The 20,855-nt window shown below is 26.7% G+C and carries 22 protein-coding genes and 1 pseudogene; 6 read left to right on the plus strand and 17 right to left on the minus strand.

Annotated elements, in window-relative coordinates; all coding sequences use genetic code 11:
• Positions 1–441: 441 nt before the first annotated feature.
• The 4 genes from ABFX13_RS06640 (at position 442) to ABFX13_RS06655 (ending at position 2,697) form a co-directional block, all read left to right on the plus strand.
• Positions 442–1,416: a replication initiator protein A gene (locus ABFX13_RS06640; RefSeq protein WP_346044149.1), complete on the plus strand. Its 975-nt coding sequence runs from the start codon at positions 442–444 to the stop codon at positions 1,414–1,416.
• A 21-nt stretch (positions 1,417–1,437) separates the two neighbouring features.
• On the plus strand, positions 1,438–2,040 hold the full coding sequence (locus tag ABFX13_RS06645) for a hypothetical protein (protein WP_346044151.1): 603 nt from the start codon (positions 1,438–1,440) through the stop codon (positions 2,038–2,040).
• Between the two features lie 24 nt (positions 2,041–2,064).
• Entirely contained in the window at positions 2,065–2,277 is a 213-nt protein-coding gene (locus ABFX13_RS06650; RefSeq protein ID WP_346044153.1) for a hypothetical protein, read from the plus strand.
• A 171-nt stretch (positions 2,278–2,448) separates the two neighbouring features.
• Positions 2,449–2,697, plus strand: coding sequence for a hypothetical protein (locus ABFX13_RS06655; RefSeq protein WP_346044155.1), 249 nt, complete (start codon positions 2,449–2,451; stop codon positions 2,695–2,697).
• Between the two features lie 297 nt (positions 2,698–2,994).
• Here ABFX13_RS06655 and ABFX13_RS06660 read toward each other — a convergent pair whose 3' ends face one another.
• Positions 2,995–3,630 carry a hypothetical protein gene (locus tag ABFX13_RS06660; RefSeq protein ID WP_346044157.1) on the minus strand — a complete coding sequence of 212 codons (636 nt, stop codon included), beginning with the start codon at positions 3,628–3,630 and terminating at the stop codon, positions 2,995–2,997.
• A gap of 164 nt (positions 3,631–3,794) precedes the next feature.
• Between ABFX13_RS06660 and ABFX13_RS06665 the strand changes: the two genes are divergently transcribed.
• Both ABFX13_RS06665 and ABFX13_RS06670 read left to right on the plus strand, forming a co-directional pair.
• Positions 3,795–3,965 carry an AbrB/MazE/SpoVT family DNA-binding domain-containing protein gene (locus ABFX13_RS06665; protein ID WP_187526863.1) on the plus strand — a complete coding sequence of 57 codons (171 nt, stop codon included), beginning with the start codon at positions 3,795–3,797 and terminating at the stop codon, positions 3,963–3,965.
• A 285-nt stretch (positions 3,966–4,250) separates the two neighbouring features.
• Positions 4,251–4,613, plus strand: a complete 363-nt coding sequence (locus tag ABFX13_RS06670) for a hypothetical protein (protein WP_346044159.1) — start codon at positions 4,251–4,253, stop codon at positions 4,611–4,613.
• An 80-nt stretch (positions 4,614–4,693) separates the two neighbouring features.
• Here the strand turns inward: ABFX13_RS06670 and ABFX13_RS06675 are convergent, their stop codons facing one another.
• The 16 genes and pseudogenes from ABFX13_RS06675 to ABFX13_RS06750 all read right to left on the minus strand — a co-directional run bounded on the left by ABFX13_RS06675 (position 4,694) and on the right by ABFX13_RS06750 (position 20,652).
• Complete coding sequence (locus ABFX13_RS06675; protein WP_346044161.1) at positions 4,694–6,025, minus strand: hypothetical protein; 1,332 nt, start codon at positions 6,023–6,025, stop codon at positions 4,694–4,696.
• Positions 6,026–6,204: 179 nt separating this feature from the next.
• Positions 6,205–9,039: a coiled-coil domain-containing protein gene (locus ABFX13_RS06680; RefSeq protein WP_346044163.1), complete on the minus strand. Its 2,835-nt coding sequence runs from the start codon at positions 9,037–9,039 to the stop codon at positions 6,205–6,207.
• On the minus strand, positions 9,030–12,092 hold the full coding sequence (locus ABFX13_RS06685; RefSeq protein WP_346044165.1) for a phage tail tape measure protein: 3,063 nt from the start codon (positions 12,090–12,092) through the stop codon (positions 9,030–9,032). Before ABFX13_RS06685 ends, ABFX13_RS06680 begins: the two co-directional genes overlap by 10 nt.
• Positions 12,093–12,153: 61 nt before the next feature.
• Complete coding sequence (locus tag ABFX13_RS06690) at positions 12,154–12,312, minus strand: hypothetical protein (protein WP_195365919.1); 159 nt, start codon at positions 12,310–12,312, stop codon at positions 12,154–12,156.
• A gap of 38 nt (positions 12,313–12,350) precedes the next feature.
• Positions 12,351–12,692, minus strand: coding sequence for a hypothetical protein (locus ABFX13_RS06695; protein WP_187526868.1), 342 nt, complete (start codon positions 12,690–12,692; stop codon positions 12,351–12,353).
• Positions 12,693–12,707: 15 nt separating this feature from the next.
• Positions 12,708–13,253, minus strand: a complete 546-nt coding sequence (locus tag ABFX13_RS06700; protein WP_346044168.1) for a major tail protein — start codon at positions 13,251–13,253, stop codon at positions 12,708–12,710.
• Positions 13,254–13,322: 69 nt separating this feature from the next.
• Positions 13,323–13,928: a major tail protein gene (locus ABFX13_RS06705; protein ID WP_346044170.1), complete on the minus strand. Its 606-nt coding sequence runs from the start codon at positions 13,926–13,928 to the stop codon at positions 13,323–13,325.
• A 76-nt stretch (positions 13,929–14,004) separates the two neighbouring features.
• Positions 14,005–14,331 (minus strand): hypothetical protein, encoded by a 327-nt coding sequence (locus ABFX13_RS06710; RefSeq protein WP_346044172.1) that lies wholly within the window; start codon positions 14,329–14,331, stop codon positions 14,005–14,007.
• A gap of 12 nt (positions 14,332–14,343) precedes the next feature.
• A complete protein-coding gene (locus ABFX13_RS06715; protein WP_346044174.1) occupies positions 14,344–14,721 on the minus strand; it encodes an HK97-gp10 family putative phage morphogenesis protein in 378 nt (125 codons plus the stop codon).
• Between the two features lies 1 nt (position 14,722).
• On the minus strand, positions 14,723–15,052 hold the full coding sequence (locus tag ABFX13_RS06720) for a phage head closure protein (RefSeq protein ID WP_346044176.1): 330 nt from the start codon (positions 15,050–15,052) through the stop codon (positions 14,723–14,725).
• 11 nt (positions 15,053–15,063) lie between these two features.
• Entirely contained in the window at positions 15,064–15,330 is a 267-nt protein-coding gene (locus ABFX13_RS06725; RefSeq protein WP_346044178.1) for a head-tail connector protein, read from the minus strand.
• 52 nt (positions 15,331–15,382) lie between these two features.
• Positions 15,383–16,567: a phage major capsid protein gene (locus ABFX13_RS06730; RefSeq protein WP_346044180.1), complete on the minus strand. Its 1,185-nt coding sequence runs from the start codon at positions 16,565–16,567 to the stop codon at positions 15,383–15,385.
• Between the two features lie 47 nt (positions 16,568–16,614).
• Positions 16,615–17,346, minus strand: a complete 732-nt coding sequence (locus ABFX13_RS06735) for a head maturation protease, ClpP-related (RefSeq protein WP_346044182.1) — start codon at positions 17,344–17,346, stop codon at positions 16,615–16,617.
• A complete protein-coding gene (locus ABFX13_RS06740) occupies positions 17,327–18,625 on the minus strand; it encodes a phage portal protein (protein ID WP_346044184.1) in 1,299 nt (432 codons plus the stop codon). The genes ABFX13_RS06735 and ABFX13_RS06740 overlap by 20 nt, the downstream gene beginning before the upstream one ends.
• 31 nt (positions 18,626–18,656) lie before the next feature.
• Positions 18,657–20,330, minus strand: a pseudogene (locus ABFX13_RS06745) (terminase large subunit).
• A complete protein-coding gene (locus tag ABFX13_RS06750; RefSeq protein ID WP_346044186.1) occupies positions 20,323–20,652 on the minus strand; it encodes a hypothetical protein in 330 nt (109 codons plus the stop codon). Before ABFX13_RS06750 ends, ABFX13_RS06745 begins: the two are co-directional and overlap by 8 nt.
• Positions 20,653–20,855 lie beyond the last annotated feature (203 nt).

The following is a 20,855-nucleotide window of genomic DNA, read 5'->3' on the forward strand; positions in this document are numbered from 1 at the left end:
AGCTAATGGGAAATATGCACCTAATCCTACACCTGATACAACTACTGAAACTGCCATTGTAGCTGTTCCTGGAAGACCTGCTATACCAAGTGAAGATATCTATCCATACTAGTTATTTCAATGGATTCGGTAGTTTTTAACTATGATTTAACGATAATTTAGATAAGAATTTAGACATTATATTTTCTATTGACGACAAAATGGATACAAATTTGATGTCATGGTGTTTGATTAAAATAGTAGTTCCAAAATGTTATTAAATAAAATAACAGGTAAAAATAGAAGAAGCCCTTATCTACTGCGAATAGATAAGAGCCACACAAAAAAACATTACTAACTAATTTTCAAGTTATTAATAGTATAACAAATTAGATAAATACTATGCAAGCTTAATTTTTATAGTGGCTTTAGGTTTCTTCTATTCAATAGGAGAATGAAAAAATGAGTACAAAAAATAAAAGATTTAATATAAGTCAAGAATTAGAAAAATTATACATAGAAATACCATCAGCATTAATATATGAACCAAAATATAAACCAAATAAAGAAGTTGGTAAAAAAGGACTTTCTAATGATGCTAAGATGCTTTATGGTATTTTATTAGAAAGAACTCGTCTATCTGTATGGAATGCTACTGAAAAAAATGATACTAGATTTATAGATGAAAACGGAGATATATTTATTTACTTTGATGATAAATCTATAGCTGAAATATTAAACCTATCTGAGAAAAAAGGTAGAGATGTAAAAAAAGAATTGGTAAGTTATAATCTACTTGAAGAAATAAGACAAGGTTTAGGTAAAGCTAATAGACTTTACTTAAATATAGTTGAAACGAATAAAGAAAATATAAATTTGTATAGAAGTGAATTTAAAAAAGTAGTTGCTGATAAAAAGGAATCAGAAAGATTAAGAATTGAGAAATACAGAAAAGAAAAGGCTGAAACCGTTGAAAATACTTTGAACGGCAAAATTGACCGTACTTGTACAGTCGAAAATTCAGTACTTGTACAGTCAGATTTACTGTCAAGTAATAAAGAATTGAGTAAGACTGATTTTAGTAAGACTGAATTTAAAAAATCAGTTGTTGTTATAAATGGCATTGAAAAGAAAAAAACAAAAGCTTATGAAATACAACTTGATGAAACTAAAACTACTCAAGAAAAAATACAACTATTAAGTGGTATTCAATATATGACTGAACATACAAAAGCTCTTATGTATAAATTTATAGAATTTAATATACTTGTTTCAGAAGCACAAATAAAAATGTTAAATGAATGTGTTTATGATATAGCTATTAAATCAATAGACTTAACAATAGCAAAAGCTGGAATGACATTCTCTTACTTCTATGAGATTTATTTATCTAAAGAGCAAGAAGATATAGCTTTAGTTGCTAATTGGGAATGGTAAAATAAATTTAGGAGGTTTATTATGACTTACGATATGCAATACTTTACAAAAAATAGAAAGCTCAAACTAGAAGAATATGACGATCAAGGTAACTTAATTGATACCATAGAATTTGATAATAATGAATTAGGTAATTTTCTAATATCAAAAATAAGTTCTTATAACGGTTTTTCTGTCTCTAGATATGCAGAAAGACATTATTTCAAAGGTCAACAATTAGAATTATTTAAACAAATATTATGGGCAACAGGTTATGGAGGAGACCTTCTAACACCTGAAAATATAAAAACTATTGAAGATATATTTAAAAATAATACTTTGCCCCAAATTAAATTTGCTTTAAATTTAAAAAACTATATATATGACGATATAAGCTTAAATTTTAGTATGTCTGATTCAAGTAAGATTAAAAATTTAAATTTTTATCAGATATTAGAATGGACTAGTACATCACCTGGCATTTGGTATGCTATAGATGACAAAGGAAATAAAGGAATGGCTTATTTAAAAGAACCTACTAAAAAACAAGCTAAATATCAAAGAAGTAAGAACGGAAAGCGAATAGTATTTTTAAGTTTTAAAGACTGGAAAGAACATTTAGTTTTAGAAGATGAATTAAAATAAATTTAAATAAAGGGGTTTTGATATATGAAATATGGAATAAGAAAACCAAGTTTAAAGAAAATAGTTATCGGTAGAACTACCAATAGTACTAATAGAACTATTAAAAAATCTGTTATACCTGGTTATAGTTGCAGAGGTATTGGATGGATTAAAAATCCTAAACATGCTGCTTATAATTATACATATAACAAATCCACTTTTTCAATATGGGATTTAATTTCCACTATATTCAAGTAGTTAGGTTTAAATAATATAAGATTTGTTCACAATTACCATATTAGGTGATGAAATGGACTATGTACAATTATTTTTATTAGCTATTACTACTCTACTTTGGGTATGTGAGGCGATATTAATATATTTATTAATCAACTATGGCAATTGTGAAATTTTATAAAGGAGACGCTTATGAAAAACAATATTTATATAAAATCAATTGAACATGAAATATGCTCACTCAAAGACGAGGTACAAGTTTATGAAAAAGATGTTAAAGAACTTAATGAGGCTATTGCTATAAGTGATCTTCAAATACAATCTGCAATTTTCGCCAAAGATAACTATGTTAGTGCATTAAATGAATATACTGAAAAATTAAAAATCTCTAGAGAAAAGTTAAATATTCTTGAAAAAATAAAATATAGAGTTGAAAATTAATTTAGATTTATATCTATTGTTAAATCAATTAATATAAATCTAAATTAATTGATTTGTATATTGATATATTACTTTACTTATCAACTCCTAAACTTATTGACTTATTGATTAATCAACTTGTTAATTAATATACAACTATATAAACAAATTAACTGATTAATGAAGTAATATATCAATATATCAATACATTAATACATTAATACATTAATTTACATACAAAGTAAAATATGAATACTATATTTGAAATTTTAAATATATAGTTATTCCAAAGTTCAAAATGTAGTATTCATGTGATTTTTAATAATATATTGCAAAATGTAGTTTATCCTCTTTAGCTCCTACAAACATGCATCTATAATCTATATCTTTATTGCATCCTATTATGTTTACTTTTAACTTTTCATATGATTGAGAATAATTATACTCTATATCCAGTGTCTTTGCTGGTATATTAACTTTCTTCAAAAAAGGAAAGTATAAAAATCTATTATCATTTATATAAGGATTGATACCTGTACTTTGACCTAATTGCATAACTTGACAAAATGTATCTATACAGTTAAACCAGCATAATATATACGCATTCTTTCCCTTATTACCTAATACGATTTCATCTTCAATCCAGTTAAATTGAGACTTATGTTCTTTCCAAGGTTTTCTATTTGATGGATTCCCCTTGTCACTTTTATAACTTTTTAAATAATGTATGGATATGTTAAAGTCATTATTAGTAACAATAATATTATTGTCCTTATAATGTACTTTACTTTTAAATGTATTTCCTATCCTATTACACATATCAGCCTGACTGAATTGTTCATTTGCAATTTTTCTTAATTCTTCATTACTATCTACCTGGCTGTATTCTTCATTAAATTCATCAATTATTAATTGACAAACAATCTTAAGATAATCCTCTATTTTTGGTTTCATCTCAATGTCATTCCCCCTATAATTTAAAATGTATTTACTTTAAATTATACCAATATTTCAAATCTAATTGGCATAATTTGTAAAATTTTATCCAACTATATTGACGTGCCGACTTTTATGTAGTATATTTATATTAAACAAGTTAATAAAATGAGGTGAATAACTTGAAAGAAGAAAGAAATCTTAAAATAAGTTTCACAACATCAGGATCTGGTTCTGAATCAACAAGAATTGCTCTACCTATAAAATGGATAAGAGAATTAGGAATTGATAAAGAAAATCGTGAAGTAATTGCTATACTTGATGATGATAAGATTATTGTTAAGAAAAAGTAAACCTATCCCTACTCATTTGAGGGTAGGGAAATACACCTCAAAATAAAAAGGCACTACAGTTAATATAACTTATAGCACCTACACTCAAATAGATTATAACTTATATTCTCTGTAGTTGTCAAATTAAATCAACATCGGAGGGATGAAATTGCTACTCAAAAACATAAACCTTATTACTTTAGAAAAAGCACTTCTCTACAATAAACAACTTAAATTCGCTTTTACAGTTAAACACAATAAGGTCATATTAAAATTTGATAAATAATTTGGAGGTATGAGTTACAAATGATTTATAATGGATTAGAACTTGGCAATAGAATAGAAAGAAATAAGTTAAGAATTAACTTAATAAAAAATAATGATTTAAAAAAAGTTTCAATATTATTTAAAAAAGTTCAGTATTGTATAGAAAATAAATTTTTATTTGAATTAAAGATGATATTACAAGATGAATTATACTTCGAAATAATACCTAACAAGTTTTTAGATAACTTAGTAAATACGTATAATAAAATAGATAAATCTATCCGGAATCAATATATTAATGAGCTTAAACAAAGTTATATGATCAGAGGAACAAAAGGTATAAGATTTAGTTTAGGTGGTATTATAAATAAATTCGCTAATGCAAACCAAACAAATAGCTAGGCTATTTAAATTTTATAAAATTATATAAAGACTATACCTAATTGTATAGTCTTTATATTTATAGTAACGTAATTCTAAAATTAATTTAACTCAGTTATAGTATTTTTAAAATAAACATTCAGTAATTCTGGTGTCTTTATAAACTTTAAATTTATGTTTCTTGAGTAATTTGATAGTTCATCTCCAAAAGTAATAACAGAATCGAATGTCTTTTTAAAAGATAATTTATCTTCCTCTGAGAAATAGCAATAAACTATTGTTGGATTTATTATATTCGCAAAGAAGAATCCTGTCATAAGTGTTCTAAGTATATGTTGGTCATTTTGTATATTCATGCCAAATATAACAAATGTATCAAGATTTTTATTTTTAATTGTATTCTCTAGTATTTTTTTATAGCTTTCTTCTTTTTTATTATAATCATATTTTTGAGATAGATTATTAATAATTTGTCTCATAGTCTTATTTATAAGGTAATCTCCGACAAGTATATTAGAAAAGCTTACATAATCTCCATCTCCAAATTCCATCCCTAATGTTTGATTATACACATACTCTTTTTCATTAATTATAAACTTACCATGTAAGTGGTGAATTTCTCTATTAGTCATAAGCTTTTCTAATAAAATATCATAATTCAAAGTAAATATTTCTTCATATTTTGATAAAAAACATTTTATTTTATCTGCGTTTAGATTTTTAATATTATTTAAATTTGATAAATTTAAATGTTTACCTTCTGAGAATATTGCAATAGAAAATAACATCCTATAATAATTATTGAATCCACTTGAATATACAAAATCTTCGCATCTTTCCATTAAAGTATTTTGTTGAGTTAAATTAATCATATCTTCAGATCCAACTTTAATCAAAGTTATAAAAGAATTACACTCCGGAAATTCATAATCACTAGGATTAAGTAAGTATATTGCAAAATAAAAATATATTAATATCGGCCAATATTCTATATTTATACTTCTAACTCCATAATTTTTCCCTACATTGTATAATTCTTTTAACATTGTTAGTTGATTTTCCCCAAAAACAAGTTCTCTTATTAATTCATTATCTTTTATTTGATTAAGTAAACTATCATTTGTTATAATTGTTTCTGCAAATTTAAGTCCATCGTCAAATATTTTATAAAATTGTTTCTCATTAAAATTTCTAGTATAACTTAAAATATTATTAAAGTTTTTTTTATATTGACTTTTTAAAATTTTATTTTTAACCTTTGGATTAATATCAAATATAGATTTGTATATTACTTTTTTATGAGATTCATATAATCTTTCAAATATATTTCTAAAATCATCGTCAAAATTCATGCTAAATCCATTTCCACATAAAAAAGCACATCTATTGTTAGATAATATTTCATCTAATTCTAAAATATTTATTTCACTCATAATACCACCTCAGTCATATTTAATTAAATCCTCTTGTTTTGTTCCCAATTTATGTTAAAAATATTATACAACATTTCTCATAAAAACACTAACATATATATTAATATGATTAAGCAAACAAAAGTAAATTATTTTAATGTGGTCTTAATTAAGTCTACTATTTTTAATTTTTTATTAAATTACATAGATTTAATTATTTTTGCAGTTAAATCCTGTTGTGCCTTATTAATCATTCTTTCAATTTCTGGCATCATATCTCTAGTTGCAATGCCATCTATTTTAACTAAGGGTTGATTAAATTCTACTGTTACACTTTTACTATTATCATTATTAATATTGCTAGAGCCAATATTCCCAAATCTTTGTTTAGAATCATAATCAACATTTAGACCTTTATATATATTTTCTAAGTTTTTAAAACTATCTAATGCAACTCTTAAATTATCATTTAATTCTTTTTGTATAACTCCACCTAATGAACTAAATGAATCAATAGAATTATTGAAAAAATTATTTATTGTTGATTCAAGACTTGATAAATTTCCATCTATATCAGTAAATACACCTGATAGTAAAGATTCGTTAACTTTTTGTAGTATATTACTCTCAGAAAAAGTTTTGTTAATTCTGTCAATAATGCTATCGGATTGATTTTGTAATCTATTAATCTCACTATCAAACATTTCATTTACAACTTCATCGTTTTTGTTTTGCACCATCTCTTGTAATTTCTTGTTTTCATCTTTTAATTTGTCCAATAATTCTTTAAGATGTTTTTGTCCACTTACAGAAGTATCTCTTTTTGCAGTTTCAATATCTTCATTTAACTTATTAATTACATCTTTCTGATCTTTTAACTCTTCATTATACTTAATTTCTTTTCTTGATTTATTATAAGCATCCTTTTCTTCATTAATTGCTTTGATTTTAGCTTTAGTTTCAGAATTTATTAAATCAATTCTTTTATCTAATTGAGACTTATATATACTATGAATTTCATCTTGTATCTTTTTAGTTGTTTCTAGTTGTTTTTGAAGATTATTTTCATAATTATTTTTAGCTGCAATATTTATTTTATTTATCTCTTCTTGAAGATTCCACCATTCAACACTTAATTTAGGTATTTTATCATTAACAAGATTATTATACTCATTAATTTGTTTATTTAGTTTTTCAAATAAACCAGTTCCTATATATTGTTCTAATATATTTCTATTAGTTATTTGACCATTTCCATCAAATATGAATCCATGTTGATTTAATACATTAGCCTGATTTCTTGCTTGCTCTCTATATGATTCAGCTAATTTATGTGTTTCATCCTGTTCTTTTCTTAATAATGAAATTTTCTTATTTATTAAGCTTTGAACATCACCACCATAATTATTTACTATTTGCTTATCTAATAAAGATACTTGAGATTGTATATTAGTTAAAGTATCTTTTAATGCATCATCTTTAACTTCAAACCTAAGATCGTTTATTTTTCTCTGTACTTCTACTATGATTTTATTAACATCATTGATATTATCATTTAGATTCCACCATTCTTTTGAACAAGCTGGTATTTTATCAAATGTAAGGTTAGCGTATTCAGATAACAATTTTTTAGATTGTTCTAATGCTAACTTAGATTTTTCATACTCTTCTCTAAGCGGCTTATCTATATTTTCTGTATCTTTTTTAACTCTATAATCTAAATCATTAAGCCTTTGATTAGCTTTTAATAATAAATCAACATCATTTACAACTTTATCTCCATCAAATTGGAATCCAAAATCTTTCATTTGCCACATGATTTCATTTCTTTGTTTCCTCATTGATTCAGCTAATTCATGTTGAATTGATTGTTGTCTTTTTAGAAGTTTAATTTGAGTATTTAAATAACTAATTTTCTCATTACCAAATGCATTCTTTGCTTTATTATCTATAATAGTAAGTTGATTTGATATACTCTTTAGTTGATTTTCCATACCTCTAAGCATATTTATATCATAATTAAAACTTGGTATAACTTGATTAGGTAATATTTCTGTTGAATTGCTAACTCCAGTTGAAAATCCTTGTGGGACAACTGACTCACTATTAGTTGGAACTGTACTATTAGCCGTAGATGCTCCAGTTGACATTGGAACTGGTGATTGACTAGGTGCGACACTCAATCTTTGAAATACCTTTTTATTAACTTTATTAGGTTTAGTTTGTCCACCTGCTCCAATTGTCCCACCTGTTAACCAATGTGCAACACCTTTAACTGCATTACCTATAGTTTTGAATACAGTAGTAATTGTTACTGTTTTACTTTTTGCTCTGCTATTTACACCATCTAATTGTGACTTTACATGACTAGCACCATTTTCAGTAACTTTAGTGTTCTTACCTTTCATTTGGGTATTATTAATTCTACCTAATATTGCATTAACTACACCTGAACCAGATTCACTTACTTTAGTATTCTTAGGTGTCATTTTAGTTCTATTTATTTTATCTAAATCATTTTTAACTCTACTAGAACCTTCTTCTGAAACTTTAACTTTCTTACCATCAACCTTTTTATTTTGAACTGATTCTATATTCTTTATAGCATCTCCTACTTCTGCCATAACTTTAGTTCGTTTTTCTTTAGGTAAAGAATCTATCATCTGTTTAATTACTTTTGGATCTGAATTAGTATCTTTAGACATTTTAGTTATAATATCAATTACTTTTTCAAGTGGTAAATTTTGAAGTACTTGTTGAACACTAGTTACCCCTTGTAATGCCTCATAATTATTAGCTTTAATAAGTGTTTGAACTTCTGGCGGTAATTGCATTAAACTATTATACAACGTAGTTATTTGTTCATTAGACTCTAGTCCATTATTCTTTAATGTTGTAACAACTTCTTTGGGTATTTGTTCAAATGCAACTTTGGCTTTATTACCAGCATTTTGTGCATCATTTGCCATGTTTGCCCAATGCTGAGAAGATTCATTTCTTAATTGAGATATAAGTTGTTCTGTAGTTAATCCCATACTTTTATATTCTCAATTATCTTATCTTTCATTTGTTGACTAGACATAGAACCATCTAATTTAATACCATCAAATGCTTGTTTCCATGTTGAGCCAAATGAAGTTAATTGATTTAAGGTTTCTTGATTCATTCCACTTAATTTAGAAGATACTTCACTAGCAGCACCTTCAACACCAAATTTAGCACTTTCCTTAAAAGCATTAAACATATCAGTACCACTTTGTTTAATAGTGCTTGATCCATCTGCAATATTGTGGTTTATAGTGTCCATTGCTTGTTTTATGTCATTTTGCAATTCAGATGTTGTAAATTGTCCACTTTGCAGCATATCTGTTAAGTTTTGTTTAAACTTTTCTTTGGCTTCACCTTTAGACATACCTTCATATATACCATTAAATAATAAATTCATAGATTCAGATGTACCTTTTAATATAGTTATACTATCTGCATCTAATTTAGATAAACCATTAGAAAATTCATTTGATATTTTACCTATATTATCTTTACTTAACTTAGGTAGTTCTTTTAATGCTAAATCAAATGTATCTTTAACACCTTTCATACCATCAGCTGTAGATTGTTTTAATATCTGTATTGCTCTAGTTGTAGTTGCAGTCAAATTATTTAATGCCTTTGCACCATTTGCATGTAATTTAGCAGTAGTTTCGTCAACTATGTTTGGTATAGAACCCCAATCACCTTTAATAAAAGCCATCATTCCTTTACCAACTTGTTCTAAGAATATAAGCATATTACCAAAGGTTAATTCTATACCACCAGATAATACTTCTAATACAGCACCAACTGCAGTACCAAATGTTCCAAAGTTATCTTGTAAACTTTGTAATGCACTTGTAGAATTTCCTAATTTTTCTACCACTAATGCTAATGCAGCTATAAATCCTCCACCTAAAACTGTTCCAACTGTACTTGCACTTACACCTAATGCACTAAACATAATGGTTGCATTTCCACCTATAGTTAATAAACTACCTATACCTGTTAAAACTGGACCAATTGCTGCAGCTATTCCTGCTATTGCAACAACTGCTATTTTTCCATCATCTGATAAATGTCCAAACCATCCAGATAATTCAGAGATTTTGTCTGCTACAAATCCAATTGCAGGTGCTAATACATCACCTAATCCAATTAAACTATTTTTTAATTTATTTATGCTATCTAATAATTTTGCTCCAGAAGATTCTTTCATATTTTTAAATGCTTTATCTGTTAATCCTGCACTCTTTTCCATTTCAGATAATGCACCGTTGAAATCTTTTGCTCCACTACCCGTTAATAGTAGCATCGCATTAAGTGCTTCAGTAGAACCAAATAATTTACCCATAGTGTCAATGTTTCCACCAGTTTTTTGTTTAACATCTTCTAAGAATCCTGCTAATCCTTTGGATTTTAATGCAGTAGTATTAAATTCTAACCCTAATGACTTAGCAATTTTTTGTGCTTCGCCACTCGGTTTTATTATATTTGATAATGCTGCTTTCATTGCAGTCATTGATTCACTTGTAGCTATACCATTTTTAGTTAATGCTGCCACTCCTGACATCAATTCATCAAATGATACACCTGCAGCATGTGCAGTTGGTGCAACTTGACCTATACTACTTGCTAATTCATCAACTGTGGTTTTACCTAAGTTTTGTGTTAATATAAATTTATCCGAAACATTATTTACATTATCATAGCTTATACCAAATGAGTTCATAGCAGTTGTTAAACCGTCTATTGCAGTTTCTTGACTTGTGAAACCACCTATAGATAATTTGGAACTTGTATCTAATAATTTAAATACATTATTAAGATTAGCACCAGCAGATATACCTTGATACATTGACTCTGTCATTTGTTTAAGTCCAACACCGCTTTTATTTGATAATTCAATTATCCTATCTTTATATTGCTTCATTTCAGAGCCAGATTTATTTACTAGTGAACCTACTTTACCTAGTCCCTGATCGAAATCATATGATAATTTACCTATTCCAACTCCTGCTGCCAATGTAGGTACAGTTATATACTGATTCATATTTTGACCAATATTTTTTAATTGATTTCCGCTATCAATTAACTTCTTACCTATTTGTTCTTTAGGTAATCTTTCAAGTGTCCTAGACATCTGATTTATTTCAATTTCAGTTTGATTTAATTCAGTTTGATATTTTTGTAATTCATCTACTTGTTTTTCAATATCATCGTCAGTGGCATTAAAAGCATCTTTTAATTGTAATAATGCACTTTTTAATTGTAGTGCTTCATTACTATTTTCACCATATTTAGATTTAGCCTGACTCAACTCAGTTTCAGTCTTTTGTATTTCTGATGCTAACCTAGAATGAACCTCTTTATTCTGAGTTATTTCTGTATTTAACTTATTTATTTCAGATTCATAAGCATTCATTTTAGCTATATTTGTATCTATCTTTGATGCTAATTGTCCAATTTCTAATCCTAGTTTTTGAAAGAATTGCCCATTTTGACTTAGTTCAGATCCTAATTTGTTAAACTCTGATTCTGACAATTGTGCTTGTCTATCTACTGCTGCAAGTCTTTCTTCAATAGATTTAGTTTTATTAGATAAATTTTCAAAATCTCTTACAGAGTTATTTAATTCATTACCTAATAAAGATAAACTAGATTTAGTACTATTTATATCAGTACTTAATTTATTTAGTTTTTGACTATTTTTTACAACTAGTTCAGCTTGTTTTTTCCATTCATCTGAACCTTTACCTAAAGTACTTTCTAAATCTGTAAGTTTTGATTTTTGTTTATCTAATACTTGAGTTAATCGTTGATATTCTTGTTGTTGTTTTTGTAATTTAGTATTATATAATTCTATCTTTTTAGTTGTAGTTTGTATTTTAGAATCTATCCCACTAAAAGACTTTGAGAATCCATCCACACCTTTACCTGCATTTTTTAAATCTCTATCTAAATTTTTAACTTCTTTATTTATAGCTGTCATTTGTTGCGTAAAATTTCCGCTTTCAAGTGATAACTTTATACTAATATCTTCAACTCCACCCGCCACACTATCACCTGCCTATATAATTTTTAATAAAAAAAGTACTAGCTTAAAAAGCTAGTACCTATTAACCACATGAAGTCTCACTTACATATTCTTTTTTCTTATCTTCTTTATCTAATCCATTGAATTTAATGTGTGCATCTCTTTGCTTAAAGAAATATTTCGGTGTTATACAATAAAAATTTTCATTTCTTTTTAAAACTGAATACCAAAAATATTCCATTTCAGCTATATCCCAATCTTTAACTTTTTTATATGGATTTATTGGTCTTCCATTACTTTTTTTTTATCATTTTCATCTATTGGTAATGCAACCTTCATTAATTCATAAACTTGTAATGTTATATGATCTTTTTCTTTTAATTTCATATCTTCAAGTATATTTTCAGCATTTAATTGAGGATGACACCTTCTTATACTTTCTATTATAAGATTGTTTATAACACTATAGTTTTCTTCACCTACATTATTAAACATTTCAACTATAGTCATATTCTTCTTTGTTTTTTGTAAATTGTTTTGTGCATTTGCTATAGCTCCCATATCTAGCCTAGCACTATATTTTTTATCATTTAATTTTATCTCAACTATATCATTAAACATCCATATTCCTTCTTTCTACATATTTTTAGGTAATTGTATCTCCTTAAAGAAGTTATCAACTTTATATTTATCTGCGTATTTTGTATCTAATGTAAAATACATTAAATTTTTCCTCTTGCTATCAATTAATACATTAAAGTTTAATTCCAATGTATCTTCATCTACATTATCTTTTAATGTTTTTGCATCAATATTGGTTATATTAAATATACATTTATATAAAACTGTATATAATTCCGATCCATCTGCTTTTTCTCTAGCAAATAAAAGTGTTATCGGCTGAGGATTAAAAGCATCATCTAAATATATTTCTCCTATTTCACCCTTATAACCTAATATGTCTTTTTGTTCGTCAAATGTTAATGAAAGTATATTTAATGTACCTGTCCCAGTTATTTTGCCATTTAGTTTAATTTCATCATTTCCATATATTGTTGCAAATTTGTATTCTTCGTTCATTTTAACTTCTATATCTAATGCACCTTTTATAGGTTTTATAATTCCATCATTCGTGCAATAATGTATCTTATCTAATCCGTAAAGTATTTTTTCACTATACACGTATTCACCTCTATCTTATAAAAACAAATAAAAAAAGATGAATTCAATTAAGAATCCACCTTAGTGTAATTATTTAATTTCTTTTTCAGTTTTAACATTAGCTCCACTTACAGTTCTTTTAGGTTTTTGTACTTCTGTAAACCATTTACTAACTATAGCTTGATCTGCATCTTTATCTTTTGTATCAACTGTATAGTAATAATACCCATCTGAACTTGGTAATGAAGTAAAATCTATTTCAAATATTTGTTCCTCTATTTCATCTTCTGTAGTAGTTGCATTAATACCAGGTATATCAAATTGAACGTTATATAAAACTGATAAAATTTGTCCTCCATCTTTTTTGTCTTGTGAGAATAATAACGCTAAATTTGGTGCATTGGTAGTTGAACTTAAAGCAAATCCACCTGACATATTTTCCCCACCTGCTAATAATGCTTTTTCTGTCATAGTTAAACCTAATACGCCTAATTTACCTTTTCCAGAACTTACTCTTTTATCAGAACAAACAATTTTATTGTCTGCATGTACTTTTTTCTCAGAAGTTTCAAACGTAGCTTCAACAGACTTTGCCCCTAATATCGCTACTGGAACACCAAATGTTCCATCTTCATTTACTTTCGCCACATGTATTTTATCAAATCCAAATACTATTTTTTCATTATATGTTGCCATAATTTTAGCCTCTTTCATTTGTTAGCACGCCCACCAACTACCATTTAATTTTTTGCATAAAAAAAGAACTAATTAATTAGTTCCACTCTTTAATAATGAAATCCATTGATTTACAAAAATGCGTATTACCAACTACATCATTAATATCATCAAATTTAAACCCATTAGACTTCATAGCCTGTTTAATTTCTTTATATTTAACTAAATCTTTACAATCCTTTTTATACCAATAATTAATTGTTATATAATAAGTTGTTGCTTGACTTATATTATCCGCAACTTCAATATCTTTTTCTAAGAATATATTAAATAATACATAGTAATCCTTCTTATTATTACACTCTTGATAGTAGCAAGGTATTTGTAAGGATTCCATAATATCTATAATTATTTTATTTATCATAAGGTTATTCACCTACTTTAAACCTAAATCAATAAATATACTTTCTGCCATTTTTTCTAAGGCTTCACTTTTATATTGTAAACCTGCTTTTTTCATCCACTTCTTACCAACCATACTTTCAGTGCCATGTTCTTGGTAATAACCATATCTTTTAACATCTTCATCACCAACTATAGTAACTTTAATACTGGGATTCTTCCCACTTTTATAGTCGGTTTTATTAATAGACTCCTCTAATTTATGAGTATCTTTTGGACATGTTATTCTAGATCCCTCAACTAATATATCTGCACCTTTATTTAGCCCATTCTTAGCTAGTTCACTCTTAGATTTTTTTTCCATATCTTCAAATCTTTTCATTACTTTTTTCATATCAAATTCTAATCCCAAACTATTTCACCCTTTCACAACTCAGTTCCATGAATTTTCTGTTCTCAAAAGGATATACATTTGTAATATTATATCTGATATTATCAAATAAAATATAATGATCTTCATTTGAAATACCTTTTCTATATCTAATTATGAATTTTATAGAATAACTAAACTCTTGTGAACCATTTGATATATGTTCTTTACTAGATATATATTTAGTTTTTGCTCTAGGTATAGCAATAGTATTATAAGTCATTTCAGAAGCACCGTATTCATTTATGACTTCTGCATATTCTTGGATTTCAATTTTATCTCTTAATTCACCTATATTCATATCATTTTTCATAAAATCACCACCTAATAACAATACTTAAGTTGCATCATTATATGGCGTAATGAATAAAACAAAGGTGATGTTTCATTAATTTCAACTATTTGTCTATTATCATACCAATGTGAAACTAGCATCTTTATAGCTAATTTGTATAATTCATTATCATAAGTATCCACTTGTGAGCCACTATTTTTCAAATATATTTCTGCTGCTAATTTCATAGATTCTATCTGTTTATCATCGCAATTGGTATCAACTCTTAAAAAATCCTTTAATTCTTGTAAATCCAAACTCTCACCTACTTTAAAAAGGACTATAAATTAATATAGTCATAAATAATTATTACTTCTTAGTTTTTGTTACAGAAGAAGTTAAAGATATTTCTCCATATACAAAGGCTTCATCATCTAATGTTTGAACATCTTCTCTTTCTATTGCCCTTAGTAAAGTTAAATCATTTTCCCATGCATCTCCACCATCTGTAGTAATCTTGACCGCAACAGTTTGTCTATCAAATAATACTACTGACATTTCTATATCCCCTATTATTACAGGTGCTTTTCCTTCTGCTGTAGTTGGTAATATAGTATTGTCATACACATGAACAATCTTACCTTTTATCATATACTTGTCAGATTCACCTACAACCGGCTGTAATATATAATTACCGTCAGAATCTTTTAATTTATCTAAGAAATTATATCCATCTTGGTTTGTTATTATTTTTGCAAATTTAACATTAGCAGTATTTAACTTAGTATTTAGTATATCTTTTATATCATCAAAGTCTTTTATTTCAACTCTTTCAGTCTTTTTAGCTAACTCTTCTAGTATTAAAGCATTTCTACACTCTCTTGAATCATTCCCTATCCATTCATTTAATTGTTTTATTATATCTTCTGTAGAATCTCCAACTAACTCATTTGTTACATCATATATTGCAGCAAATTTGTCACAGTTATATTCTAACTCTACAAATTGTGGTGTATTACCTTTTCCTATTGATTGACCTTCTCCCACTTTCTTAAAATTACTTCCTCCACTTCGTCTTTTTCTTACTGTCTTTTTCCCTGCTAAAGTTTTAACTGGTACTACAGTAACTAAATTTTGAAGTGCATCATTTGCTTCCCTTAATGTTATTATTGAACAATCTTCATCAAATGGTACTAAAGCTCCACCATCTAACTTAGTACCTTCACTCATTCCATTTTTAACATCAACTAATAATAAATTTTGTTCTTTAGATGTTAAAGCTTCTCTTTTAATATACTTAGCAAATACTTCATTATTATTTTGTTTTATTTTATCTGCTTCTTTTATATTTTTACCTGTTATCTCTGCCATATTTTCAACATCTTTTATTTGCCCATCTTCTAAATCTTTCAATAGATTAAATTTATCTTGTAATCCTTGTATTTCATTTTTCATTGCTTTAGCCTCTTCTATTTTATTTTCAACAACTAAATTCTTAGCTTGTACTTTCTTACCTTCTATTTGTTCTAATATTTCTCTCATTTCTTTATTCATATATCACACGTTTCCTTTCATTTTTAAATTTGAACATAAAAAAAGAACTACATTAAATCTAGTTCTAGTAATAACATTTCTTTTTCATGTTCTATATCTTGTTTGCTTTTTATTTCTTTATTATCAACTTTAATTGAAATTAAATCTTTAGGTGTTTTAGTAAACTTATCAAGGTAATCTGAATTACATTTAGCTACTACATTCACTCTATCTGAAACTTCAATATTGAAGTATTTAACTGCATCTTCTCCAATCAACCAAGTTTCTTCATCAACCATTTTTTTAATAGTTTCTAATTCAACACCTTCTTGTAACTTAGTTTTATATATATTTAATATACCTTCTTCAAGTTTATCTAAAGTTTCTGCAATCTCTCTTAAATCATTAGCATTACCATATGTTGATAATAATGGCTTGTGTATCATAAAGTAAGCATTTGAAGGACAAACTATTCTGTCCCCACACATAGATATAACACTAGCTATACTTGCTGCTATCCCATCAATATAAACCGTTTTATATCCTTTGTGACGTTTTAACATATTGTATATTGCAATTCCGGCAAATACATTTCCTCCTGGAGAATTTATATATATATTTAAATTCTTATCTCCAACTTCATTTAAGAAGTCTATTATTTGCTCTGGATATTGATCTGTATCATCCCATGAATCATAATAATCACTAACTATATCTCCATAAAAATATAAATCAGCACTATTATCTGTAATATTTTTAATTTTTAAAAATTCATTAAGATTACTCTTGTTGTTTTTCATTTATATTTTCACCACCTTTCATATATTGTTTTCCGACCATATCAAGTGGTATAAAATTACCATTTACAATAAGTTTATCTCCATCTGGTCTAGTTGGCATATTTAACATTAACCTACATTCATTTGCAGTTTTTATACCATTATTGGTAAACATTGCAATTATTTCTGCTTGTGTTTTTAAGTCTGTTCTTAATAATGCACCTTCATTGAATTTAAAATAATAACCTTGTTTAATCTTATTATTAGATAATAATTTATAAGTTATTTCTTGTTCATATTGAGTTAATATATACTGTAAAGTATTTACTAAGAATGATAATTGTTGCATTTCACTATTTGAATAACTGGATTTACTATAATCATTTATAAAATTTGGAGAAATACCGAATGCCGCAGCTATCTGTAATGAATTATATTTCTTTAAATCTGCAAATTGTGCATCTGTTAGCTTTAAATCTAAAGGTGTTATTTTTAATCCATATTCAAGTGGTATAATTTGTCCTGCATTACTTGAACCATTAGCAAAACCTTGTATTCCTTTAACCAATCTTGCTACAGCTTTATCATCTAAATCCTCCGTATATTGTAATACAGCTTTACCAGTCATACCATTTTTATATAAATTATTTAAGAAGTTTTGTTGTTCTAATGAACCTTCAATCGTATTAAATAATATATCTCTAACTGATATTCCTACAATACCATCATAAGTATTTGATGATTTAACATGCAATATATTGTCTTTATTTATGACATATTCATTACTACTTTTAGAATCATAGTATACATACCATATTGCATTATCTTTACCGAAATATCCCCCATTATCAATCATAACTCTTACATTTTCAGGATGTAATATCCACATATCCTTTAACTTAGAACCTTGAAAGTTTAAATAAGCATATGCATTTCCATAATGATTTCTACAGTTTTCCATAGTTCCCCAAAATGTAGTAGCAGTCATATATGGATTAGGTCTCAATCTAATCATATTTAAATTATCATCATTTACTAACTTAACACCTTCTTTGCTTTCTTGATATAATTTAAGCGGTAATTTACCTATATTCTCTGATAATACTTTCATACATGTAAAATAAGTAACTTCACCTTTAACATCATTATTTAAATCGCTTACATTTACACCTAAATTCTTAAGCAAAATTTTTTCTTCGTCACTAATAGTTAAATTATTAGCTTTAAATAACTGATTTACATGATTCTTATAAAAATCTGTTCGCTTAAATACATTGATGACAAAATTTTTTATACCCATTTATTCACCTACCTTTCAATTCATGACATAATTACCACCCCATAACTTTAAGATAATTATTAATTGATTCATTATAATCTACTTTTTCTTCTCTTTGTATTGCACCATGTAATCCCATTACCATAGCTATAATACCGTCTATTTTATTTTTAGATTTTGCTTTAGAATACTTTATATTGCCAGCGTCATCTAATGTTGCTGTCACATTCTTTGCCATCCATGTAAAACATTCATTATTAGCTATTTCAATTTTTTTATCTATTAATAAATTTTCAAATTCTCTAATTACTGGAGACATACTCCTAAAACCTTGACCAAATCCAACTAAATCAAAATCTTCTTCTAATGCAGATTGAGTTTACGGTGATCCCCATCTATCAAATAATATTTGTTGTACATTTTTGGTATCTTTAATAAATCCATGTAACTGATTAAAGTTAATATAATTGCCTTCTAAAGTATTTATATAACCTTGTTTATTCCATATATTATAAGGTACTTTATCTCTTTCTTCTCTTTCATCTAGTGTTCCTTTAGGTGTAAATAGGTGAGGATATACAATATATTTATCTCTATCTTCATCATAAAATACTTGTACAAATGCTGTAATGTCTTTAGAACTTGACAAGTCTAATCCACACCAACTAGGAAGATGTTTAACTTCATCATACTTAATATCTCTTAATGCTTCATTCCACAATATCATATTGATAGCACCATTTAATTCAGTTGATACATGTTGATTTAAAAAGAATCTTCTAAAACTCGCTTCTCTTGTCTTAGATTGCATTGCTCTTAGTGCCAAGTTCTTTAAATCTTCATATTTTCTAAACTTCCCTAATGCTGGATTTGCATTATACCATTCATTTTCATCATCTAAAGAACAATCTTGTTTAGCTTCAAAAATAGCATAATAAAAGCTATCGTCAACGTAATCTTCGTTTTCAATAGCTTTGGATAAATTATATAATTCAGTTTCTAAATTCAAAGGATTTTCCCCACTCGATGCAGTTGTTATTGTTATACCTAAAGGTTCATTAAATATACCTTGTCCAGTTTTAAGTTTATCATATAGTTTTTGATCTGGTGCTTCATGTATTTCATCCATACAAAACACTAAGTCTGCGTAACTATCTGCATTTTTAGCATCGGAAGACAATACTCTAAGATATGAATTCTCATCTTTTCTGTATATTACTTTTTGAGAATCGGTTATCTTACATCTTTTCTTTAATGGGCTATTAATAATAAAATGTTTAATTGAATTATATAATAATGATGCTTGTTTTGTTGTATTTGCCGTTATTATATATTCTGCACCATATTCAGTTCTAAAGAAGTACAGATATGTTATTATTAATGCTATAACAAATGACTTTCCATTTTTTCTAGGTATATTAATATGTGCTTCTCTAAACCTTCTTAGATTATCGCTTTTTCTTTTAACACATAATATATCTGTACATATTTCAAATTGAAATACTAATAACTCTATATTAGTTCCTTTTTTCCCTTTATCTAAATGTAGTCGTTGTGAAAACTTAACAAATCTTCTAGCTTCTTCTTCATCAAAATAATATTTATCATCATTCCACTTTAATCCTTGTAAATATAATAGAGAATCTAACAACTCATCATTTACTATCATGCTATTGTTTACATCTTTAGTTAAATTAATAATTCTTTGTCTTATTCGTTTATCCATTTAACCATACATCCATATCTTCATTATCTTCTTGATTAATAGTTGCATTTAATATCGTTAGCATATTAGTAAATGTTTTTAAATCTTCTCTTAGTTCTTTTTTAGCGGGATTAACTTTTAGTACTCCGGTTACGTTCTTAATATATGTTCCTTCCAATTCAAGTATCTTTTTATTATTTTCTATTAGAGTTAATAGATCTAAACAATTGTTAAATATCAATTCTTGTTCTTTATTAGTCAGTCTATTCTTATAGTACTTTTTAAATTGTGCTAATGTTATTTTTTTAGTTTTAAATTCTACTAGGATTTTTGTGTCTATCATATCTTCCCGATCACCATTTTTCATAGAACGTTCTGCTCTTCTATATTGTTTATAATATTCATTAGTACTAGATATATAAATTCACCTACCTTATGTTTATATTAGTTAGATTTCTTATCATGTTCAACTTTTTAATATTTTTATCAAAATTTCTTAAGCGTCATTCCTTCCACGCTTTTCGGTTCCCTACTTACAAACTTTTT

Origin of the sequence: Paraclostridium tenue (assembly GCF_039521565.1) — a bacterium.
GTDB lineage: Bacteria > Bacillota > Clostridia > Peptostreptococcales > Peptostreptococcaceae > Paraclostridium > Paraclostridium tenue.

Coding starts and splice junctions, on each gene's coding strand:
- ABFX13_RS06675 (WP_346044161.1), bottom strand. CDS start 6,025: ATGAGTGAAATAAATATTTTAGAATTAGATGAAATATTATCTAACAAT.
- ABFX13_RS06650 (WP_346044153.1), top strand. CDS start 2,065: ATGAAATATGGAATAAGAAAACCAAGTTTAAAGAAAATAGTTATCGGT.
- ABFX13_RS06690 (WP_195365919.1), bottom strand. CDS start 12,312: ATGGAATATTTTTGGTATTCAGTTTTAAAAAGAAATGAAAATTTTTAT.
- ABFX13_RS06640 (WP_346044149.1), top strand. CDS start 442: ATGAGTACAAAAAATAAAAGATTTAATATAAGTCAAGAATTAGAAAAA.
- ABFX13_RS06705 (WP_346044170.1), bottom strand. CDS start 13,928: ATGGCAACATATAATGAAAAAATAGTATTTGGATTTGATAAAATACAT.
- ABFX13_RS06680 (WP_346044163.1), bottom strand. CDS start 9,039: ATGGGATTAACTACAGAACAACTTATATCTCAATTAAGAAATGAATCT.
- ABFX13_RS06720 (WP_346044176.1), bottom strand. CDS start 15,052: ATGAAAAATGATATGAATATAGGTGAATTAAGAGATAAAATTGAAATC.
- ABFX13_RS06710 (WP_346044172.1), bottom strand. CDS start 14,331: ATGATAAATAAAATAATTATAGATATTATGGAATCCTTACAAATACCT.
- ABFX13_RS06740 (WP_346044184.1), bottom strand. CDS start 18,625: ATGGGTATAAAAAATTTTGTCATCAATGTATTTAAGCGAACAGATTTT.
- ABFX13_RS06670 (WP_346044159.1), top strand. CDS start 4,251: ATGATTTATAATGGATTAGAACTTGGCAATAGAATAGAAAGAAATAAG.
- ABFX13_RS06695 (WP_187526868.1), bottom strand. CDS start 12,692: ATGTTTAATGATATAGTTGAGATAAAATTAAATGATAAAAAATATAGT.
- ABFX13_RS06735 (WP_346044182.1), bottom strand. CDS start 17,346: ATGAAAAACAACAAGAGTAATCTTAATGAATTTTTAAAAATTAAAAAT.
- ABFX13_RS06730 (WP_346044180.1), bottom strand. CDS start 16,567: ATGAATAAAGAAATGAGAGAAATATTAGAACAAATAGAAGGTAAGAAA.
- ABFX13_RS06660 (WP_346044157.1), bottom strand. CDS start 3,630: ATGAAACCAAAAATAGAGGATTATCTTAAGATTGTTTGTCAATTAATA.
- ABFX13_RS06645 (WP_346044151.1), top strand. CDS start 1,438: ATGACTTACGATATGCAATACTTTACAAAAAATAGAAAGCTCAAACTA.
- ABFX13_RS06655 (WP_346044155.1), top strand. CDS start 2,449: ATGAAAAACAATATTTATATAAAATCAATTGAACATGAAATATGCTCA.
- ABFX13_RS06750 (WP_346044186.1), bottom strand. CDS start 20,652: ATGATAGACACAAAAATCCTAGTAGAATTTAAAACTAAAAAAATAACA.